Origin of the sequence: Enterobacter cloacae complex sp. 2024EL-00227, from assembly GCF_043945315.1 — a bacterium.
In the GTDB taxonomy this organism is placed as follows: Bacteria; Pseudomonadota; Gammaproteobacteria; order Enterobacterales; family Enterobacteriaceae; genus Enterobacter; species Enterobacter roggenkampii.
This window is the reverse complement of sequence record NZ_JBIMQP010000026.1, coordinates 22393-28913: the sequence shown is the minus strand read 5'-3', so window position 1 is coordinate 28913 and position 6521 is coordinate 22393. Positions and strand designations below refer to the sequence as shown.

General features: G+C 47.0%; 5 protein-coding genes. All 5 read right to left on the bottom strand.

Annotation, left to right across the window (positions count from 1 at the left end; genetic code table 11):
- Window positions 1-89: 89 nt before the first annotated feature.
- A complete protein-coding gene (locus ACHH0Z_RS23975; protein ID WP_395149601.1) occupies window positions 90-947 on the bottom strand; it encodes a hypothetical protein in 858 nt (285 codons plus the stop codon).
- A 345-nt stretch (window positions 948-1292) separates the two neighbouring features.
- Window positions 1293-1691 carry a hypothetical protein gene (locus ACHH0Z_RS23970; protein WP_045336798.1) on the bottom strand — a complete coding sequence of 133 codons (399 nt, stop codon included), beginning with the start codon at window positions 1689-1691 and terminating at the stop codon, window positions 1293-1295.
- 204 nt (window positions 1692-1895) lie between these two features.
- Window positions 1896-2483 (bottom strand): hypothetical protein, encoded by a 588-nt coding sequence (locus ACHH0Z_RS23965; RefSeq protein ID WP_045336795.1) that lies wholly within the window; start codon window positions 2481-2483, stop codon window positions 1896-1898.
- An 82-nt stretch (window positions 2484-2565) separates the two neighbouring features.
- Window positions 2566-5304 (bottom strand): DotA/TraY family protein, encoded by a 2739-nt coding sequence (locus ACHH0Z_RS23960; RefSeq protein WP_052672925.1) that lies wholly within the window; start codon window positions 5302-5304, stop codon window positions 2566-2568.
- 2 nt (window positions 5305-5306) lie between these two features.
- Entirely contained in the window at window positions 5307-6521 is a 1215-nt protein-coding gene (gene traW, locus ACHH0Z_RS23955) for a conjugal transfer protein TraW (protein ID WP_045409097.1), read from the bottom strand.

Here is a 6521-nt window from a genome sequence, read left to right as displayed (position 1 = left end):
GCTTCGGCTTCGCGGAGAATACTGATGATCTGTTCGTCGGAAAAACGCTTCTTCATGGGGATGTCCTCATGTGGCTTATGAAGACATTACTAACATCGGGGTGTACTAATCAACGGGGAGCAGGTCATACGCGCGGATGGAGGGAGTTTCCTCGATGTATCCGGGGTGGTTGCAATGACAGGTTCGACGATGACGTTAGCGCAGTTAAGAAGGCTACAGGCACCTATGTAAGCAAAAACTTCATCCCGTGTATTCAGAATGATATCTGCGAATAGTTTATCCCGTCCCCCCATGGCTCTCTCCATTTCACTCGCGAACTCCGGCAATGCGATGAATGGCTCAACGATAAACTGTGTGAGGTTTTTCTCTGGTAGTTGGCCAGCTGATTTAAGTTGTTCTGTGGCCAGAACAGAAGCTGGTAGTGACTGGAGCTTTGCTTCACTTAGCTTCTCAAGATGGTTATCGTATGGAACGAATGAGCCGCCCTGGCATAAAACCCACGATTTATCGCGGTCGTTAAAGTAGATAGAGAAAACTAATACACCACCCTGCGGAAAGCTTTCCAGCAGTCTATCCAGGTTAGGTACAGGGCAAAGATGTTTATGCTCATCTGAATAATCGATGCACAAGGCAATGCGTTTGGTTGAAAGTGTATTGGGGAAATCTTTGTATTCCTTTAATGGAGTATCTTTTACCCAGGGGATTTCAAAGGTTACTACCGGATATGGAAGTCGTGCTAAATCGAGATGTGTTTGGCTGAAACTTTCGACGTCTATAAAGTCAGCGCAGTTAGGTAATATAAATTTTGTGCTTTTTGAAATAAGGTCTATTACTTTCCGCATTACATACGCTGATAAGGGAAATATTCGCGAAACATTCCGTTCTGTTTCATTAAGAAACTTTATCGCTTCTTGGCTGTAATTAAGTAATTCAATGTTCCCATTCATAAACAATTCCATTTTACAGTTTAGGATAAGCTAATCGCGGTTTCATATGATGTCCAGTGAGCAGCTGGTACTAAATTACCAAATGATACTGTTACTGTCAGGACCACTAGTAGGTTTTTTGATATTAGATATGGCGGAAATGTCTGGTAATGGTGGCTTCGTTGGCCAGGTGCATGGAAAGGCTATGATTGGCTCAGCATGGGGGTAGCCTCCTTGCGGGTTCTACCCCCCATAAAAAGGGTTTTTCAAGGTATCGCCGTCAACCACTAAATCGGAACCCGGAGGGACCCCCGATTTACCAATTGACTGCATGAACGGCAACCTGGTGATAGTGCGTCACGCTATTTAATTAATGGCTGTGATGCGGCCATCAACAATGAGGTACTTAACAGCTGGCATCAGGCCCTTCTCTCCAACTTTCCCGATCGTCGTTTCAAGGTCATTCCCACACCACCACTGAAAGCGAATTTCGGTTCCTTCTCCGGCCGCGACGGATGATCCAGGTCCTGCGGTCACTGTTGAATCTGAACCAGTGATTACGTTGCAAAAAGCGCCAGTATCAATGCTGCTGTTGTCTCCTGCGATAACAACGCAGTTGTTTCTGCACTGTATGTAAGATTCAGCCCCTGCAGTTATGCTGCAGTTGTCAGCAATGAATACGGTGAGGTGGAAGCCGGCCTTGATGTGGATGTCATTGGAGAAGGTGAAGTTGCGGTGATCACCGCAGGTGATTTGTGTTTGCATAGGTTTCAGTCCCAAATATTAGTGCATTAAGCGCGCCAAAACTGGTTCCAAGCAGGATTGGTGGCGAACTGAACATGGTTTGGAACCCGGATGCACTACCGGCCGCTACAAGTAGCGCCACGCCCAGCCCGCCATTGCTGGGGACTGTACTATGCATCACGGGGTTCCAAGCCCGACCGTCGATTGTGCGACGGATTTACGACATTATAAGTTTACTGCTTTGAAATTCAAACAATGATCATCAGCAACGGCAACTTTGCTGAGTGCCAAAGCTTGAGAATCTTGAATCTTTGAAGCTAGGGTTAGCGCTACGTAAACAACAGCTGTGCATACAATAAATGACAGCAGGAAATGTCCATTTATCATCAAGGTCGTTGCAACCGCTATATAGGCCATCGCAGTGGCAATGCTCAGTGCAGTAACCTTTGCCAGTACACTGTTTCCATACTTAATGGAGGAGCCTATGATGCCAGCGATTAACACTAATCCTACGAGCGCCCCGATAATCGGTATGGCGCAAATCACAGATGTAATCATGAAAATGAGGCTTAGTTTTTTCGTGAAACCGGACTTGGTCAGATTTACGTCTGTTTCGTATAGTATTTCAGTGGAAATATTAAATACACGAACCATGCGACCGTTTGTATAAACAATTCTCACTGTATCGCCGAGAGATAGCCCTGATGTAATTTCATCATTTAGCTCAATGTATTCACACTTGTCACCCACTTTTAAGGTGACAGCATTACCTGTAATTCTTTCCACTACGCCAGTTTTTAAATTATTTTTCATTTTAACGGCCTCAGGGTATTTAACTACTTATAAAATAGCACATATCTTAAGAAGGGGCAATAAATACCCCTTTTAATGATTATTATTTTATACTGTTTTTTGGTGCGCCACCGTTAGAATTGCCTGAAGGATTTGATCGCGGTTGTCTACTCCCTGAATTAAGTCCACTTTCAGTTTTATTAGCCAGAACGTTAACTGAATGTGCAGCTTTGTCAGACATATCTCTGCCGAGACTTTGACTCATATGTCCTCCTACCCAGTTGATAACTTGATCAGGTACAACATTAATCAATGAGAAGGAAGAACCCACGAGAGCAATAGCTGTTCCACAATATAAAACTAAATATCCGATAAGAGTTGCTATTCCTGTTATTGAATCAAACTGAGCATTAGCCATTGCGGCGGGCATGAATTTGTTTAGTAACGTTCCGCCAATGATGACGATACCTCCGCCTAATAAAAACCCTCCAACCATTAATGTTGGTCTGAACATTAGATTCAAAATGAAAATGTAGCCGTGGGTAGTTTTTTGCCCCATGCCTTCTCCATTGCCTAGCAAATGGGCAAAGGCCCATAAAGCTGAAGCATAAATGGCCTCGCCTATTATGACGAAATAATTTACGCACGCTGCAAGCCATATTAAGAACGGCATCAGAGGAATGTAAATTGCTAATGTTATCCCGCATCCAATTAACATTATAAAGCTAAGGTTAATATAAACACCCAGAGACTCAGCTAACGACTCAATTGCTTTACCTACACCTGAGAATTTGTTAATAACATTTCCAAGAAGTGATTCGTTTGCTCCAGCCATAAATGCTTTGATTGCGGCGAAGCTCAGTATTCCTGCCTCTGAACTTGTTATGACGTAATCGCCAAGGTTTTTCATAGCAATGACTGGGTTCACTTGTCCGGAGTCATTTTGTGACAAATTGATCAGTTTGGTTGTAAGAGACTGACCTGCTGTATTAAATACGTATCCAAGAAAACTTGATGCGTCAGTAATGTTGTTAGCTTCGTATGATGATTTTGCTGTTAGAACTCCAGCACTTGAATTGTCAGTTACGGAGCGCTGTGCCTGATATGCGCTCATGACGAGTCGATACTCATCATCCACTGCAGGGCCTTGCCCCGTTGATGCACCAAATGCCGAGCCTTTAGCGGCTGCTGTATTCCCAATACGATTATTCGCAACGGCTAAAGTTTGATACCAGCTTCCTAACGACATCCATCCTTCAGTCTTGATGGTGTCCCCGACCTGGCTGGTGAGGTTTTTCAGTTGGCTATTAATATTTGATGACCTGATGGCCGCTGTTACCTTGTTCTCGTAAATCTGACTGGCGTTCTGGATGATAGCTTCCGCGTTTACCAGATTGGCGTTTTCGTTCTGCTGGCGGGCCAGCACACCGTCTACGAATTGTTGTGCGCCATCACGCAGAGCTCGTTGCATCTCATTAAGGCCGGTAGCGTGAGCTTCACGAATCGCATTAATGTCAACATCAGCTGAAATGCCAAGCTTTGCCAGTAATGACTGATCTTCTTCCACGGCGATAGTCGCTCCACCGCACGTATAGCTACGGGACTTGAGAATGAAACCATTGTCACCGGCCAAGCCAGACTGGTTGATATAGTCGCCTGCTGAAGAAAAGCCGCCAACAGAATTGAGGTTATCGAGGCTGGCATTGATGCCGAACATGCAGAGGTTCGCCTCAAAAAGAGAACGTGATAATTCGACAGTTGAAGGCGCTGCAGGTTGCAGTACAAACGACTGACCATTCATAAACGCATCTACTGTGAGGTCTGTGGCAATATTCGCTCCGCCCACACCAACTTTTGCCGCGGCGTAAAGCATTAGCAGTGCGCTCAGACTCCACCCATTAGGTAGTGGAGTTAAGAGTGAAAATGCCGCCAGGACGCGGATAGGCATCCATACTGATGCCTGGTCCTTATCCAGAAATACACCATCATGCGCTGTCTGGCTGGTCTTCCTCAGAATGATATAACCGCCCATGGCAGTGCCGACTATGAGGAGAGTAGAGCTGAAGACTTTGAGGACCTGAGAGACCAGGCTGTCCCCTCCGTCCTCGAGTATACCGTTCAAAGGGTCATTAACGATCTGGCCAAAAAGAGTCACCATTGCCTGCCGGCTAATGTCGGTACCGCGATCGGCAGCCGTTGTAAGATCATCTAGATTCTCCGCATGGCCAGCTATAGGTGCGCCCAGGGAAACAACAAGCAGAGCCGTCAGAAGAGTTCTGCTTATCTGTGATTTCAGGCGCGGATTAAGCGTATCGCGCACCCAGTTTGTTTCAGCCCGAAAATCAGCAAATCCCCCCTTCTCGCTTTTGCTTAAACGCCGGTTGTCAATTTGCCAGATACGGAACTGTGCCGGCACGGCAAACAACATCATAGATGCTGAGAAAATTAACATACCCATGCCAAATAGCATGGAAGTACGAATCAGGGTAAACGTGCCTCCCAGAAAAATTAAATATGCCAGCGCCAGGATCATTCGCTTCCGAATGACCAGCATCTGTCGCACTTCTGCGAGACTGTACTGTTGTCCACGGATGGCCGCATTTCTTTCAGCAAGCTGTACAGCCTCTTCAAACGACAGTTCTGCACTGTCTTCCTGTTGGTCCTCCGTCCGGGCCTGGCCTTTGCGCGCGGCAAGCTTTTGCCGTATGTCGGCATGGAGATCACCGATAACGGCGCGGCTGTCATCGTGAGTTCGCTGCAGTCGCTTTATGGTGTAGACAAGCGGAAGTAACGGTACCCAGATTGGAGAGGATACGGCTTTGCCAATAGTTTTCAATTTCATGATTACTCTCCACCCATGCGTGCACCGATCGCCTGATACTGCTTATCGAGTAACGGACCATATTCAGCCCGGACCTGTGAAGCGAGCTGCTGTCCGGCCACGACATTACCAGCCTGAATTTCATTACGCAGTTCCAGAAGCAGTGAATTCTGGAGGGCATTTACTCGGATGATTTCCCGCTGAAGATTTTCCCCGTCCATCTCCTGCAGGTCCTTTTGATATGCAGTATTTGCATATCTGCGACCCACTTCGAATTGAAGGAATTCGGCTTTCGACATTTTCCCCGTTGAACGGGCTACGTCTGACGCGGTTTCGTCGAAATAGGATTTCGCGCTTGGTGACTGAAGGGCTTCCTGCAGCAGCTCTTTCGTTTCATCAAGTGGCTGGCGTTCAGCAAGCATACGTTCCTGAGGGTCAGCCGCAGCGCTGATGGAAGCATTCATTTGGGTTGTGACGCCCAGGTACACTTTCCCGGCCGCACTGCTTGCTTCAGCTTTTGTCAGGTCTTTGCTTATCGAGCGGCGCGTCGAGTTCTGGATATACATCCGGGCAACGTCGGTCTGCTCCTGAGAAAAGGTAAGATCAGGTTTTTTCCCATCCTTACCTGCCCCTGTCATAAGAGAATCAACACGCTTGTCTGCACCGGGCATACTGGTATTTACTGCCGGGCAGGCATCAGAGCCGCCGTATGCCGCATAATCAATCGCGTCACAGTATTTAGCGTGAACGGCTGCAGAGCGAGAAGCGTCAGCTGTCGGGTTTACTGCTGGTTTATTTACGGCATTATTGATACTTGCGTTAGCCACCCCGCCCCCACCAGGGCGCAAAGAGCCCTTCGCTGCACTGCTGCCGGAAGATACAGAAGTGGCACCACCCGATGCGGATTCACTACAAATACTGCTGGAAACCTCCAGATCGTGCTTAGTTTTATTGATGCGCTCCTGACGGCTTTTTTCCGTCTGAAATTCCCGATCGGCTTTTGCTGCAGCTTCGACGGTCGTTGCCACTTTGCTGCCGTTCTGATTGATCGAAGAGCCAATTTGAGTCAGTAAAGTACCCATTTGCGTCTGAAACGAGCTAATCTGCAGTGCAATTGCATTGAAACCTGTTTTTACAACAGTAATCAGCGCCGCATCAGTAACGGGATAGACAGCCCACGCCCCGGCACTGACACCGCAGCCGATAACCAGAACCAGTAATTTTTTTCGAAAATTCAT